This is a genomic window from Streptococcus suis (assembly GCF_046032515.1).
In the GTDB taxonomy this organism is placed as follows: Bacteria; Bacillota; Bacilli; order Lactobacillales; family Streptococcaceae; genus Streptococcus; species Streptococcus suis_AL.
On the sequence record NZ_JARQPJ010000046.1, the window covers coordinates 1 to 1,720 of the forward strand.

General features: G+C 38.4%; 2 protein-coding genes. Both read right to left on the reverse strand.

Annotated features, from left to right (window positions below; all coding sequences use genetic code 11):
* A partial coding sequence (locus P7J49_RS11535; RefSeq protein ID WP_408570739.1) for an ISLre2 family transposase occupies positions 1-1,166 on the reverse strand: 1,166 nt, incomplete at its 3' end.
* Between the two features lie 121 nt (positions 1,167-1,287).
* Positions 1,288-1,611 carry a hypothetical protein gene (locus P7J49_RS11540; RefSeq protein ID WP_024417949.1) on the reverse strand — a complete coding sequence of 108 codons (324 nt, stop codon included), beginning with the start codon at positions 1,609-1,611 and terminating at the stop codon, positions 1,288-1,290.
* Between the last annotated feature and the right edge of the window lie 109 nt (positions 1,612-1,720).

The following is a 1,720-nucleotide window of genomic DNA, read 5'->3' on the forward strand; positions in this document are numbered from 1 at the left end:
TCCTCGTGGTTGAGGACTATAATACGACTCATTGTCTCTGCTCCCAAAACGGTCCAATACATGCCACGTTTCTTCATCCTATACGTGATTTTACGATGTTGTGACTCCATAATACCTATCCCTGCATGAGTAAAGCCTCTCAGCTCGGCTGGCTTAGTGTATTGAAAATTATTAAGAAGCTTCCTCTTGAAATTCTCGAACTCCTCCATTTCTTCTTCAGTCAATACTAACGATTCTGTAGTGTCTAACACTGTACGTAGTTTGCCTTTATCATGTTGTTTTATCGCCTGAAAAGCTTTGTCTAGCAACTCTTCTGAGTAGGGCTTGAAGAAGGATTTTAGCTTCTGGTTGACATGATACTCATCCCAAAAATGTTCGTGACGTTTAATTTTCAAAGCCTTGGCAATCTCTTTGAAAACATAAGGGGTATAGCCATGACCACCGTCAGAATTGGTAATCAGCAGGGTATTGTCTGTTATCTCGTAAGTGTTATAAAGATAGTCTAGTACCTGTTCTCTGGCCAATCGATTATCTAGACCAACAAATTCCTTTTTATCTTTCAGCTCAAATCGGTTGCTCCCCACTTTCTGACTGCCAGTATGAACTACGAAATGAGATAAATCATAGTGTCGGTTATCCGTGTCTATGTCACGTGCCTTGACCATGACACCGTCCCCCTCAATGTATATCACATCGACCTTCCGCTTTTCTATCTCCTCAGTCTCTTTGTAAAAACGATAGACTTCACGTTCTGTCAGCAACTCGTTGCAGAGTTTGACAGCTTTAACAACAATAGGTTTTGTGATAATGATATGGTAGGTCATCTGAATAACCTGGGTAACCTTCTCATAGGGCATCATTGTCGATAATTTAGCAATTTGATACATGAATTCCCAGGAGAAACGTGTATTCTTTGTTAATCCCAATTTCTCATCAACTGGTACACACCACTTATCACCCTTCTTCCATCGACGACGTCGAAAAGTAAATTCACCAAAAGTAAAAGCTACTGTCCGCTCCATTGAGTGTATACAAGTATAACCCCTAGCCTTCATAACAGGAACCATTTCTTCATCATACTTGGCCACAAAATCATAAAAATATAGTGCATTCTCATCAAACAATTGTTCTTTTAGCACTCGCTCATCAAAAGTAGTGGTTAACATCGACTCTCTCCTCTAATTTTAGAATAACGAGCCCTATTTTAATCGTTCGTTAAATGCTTTTCAAATTTATTTTTATTTTGACATCAAAAGAGCCTTATCCCTGAAGATAAGACCCTTAACATTATTTGATTTCTTGCTTTCGCTGCTTCATTGTAGAATGGATAGTTCCTACAAAAGCATAACAGATTGGTAGTGACACAAGTCCCCAAAAGCCCCAGACGATACCGTCAGCAATGAACGAGAAATCACCTGAGAAATGGACCCCCACCCCAATTAATAGAATCGGTAATACTAGAACTGGAACAAATTTCAATGCTAGTAGTCCGATAACGAGTAAGAAAAACATATTTAAACCAATAAACTGATAGAAAACATATAATGCTGCAGCCGTAAATAACCACAAAAATGTTTGGAACAGTTTTTTAAAAGAGACAAAAATGATCATTTCTATTCTCCTGATAATTCTTGTTGAAGTTTCTCCCATTCCTGGATAATCAATTTTTCCAAGTAATCAGATGCTGACCTCGCTCTATTGTGAACTACTAGGTCTTCTA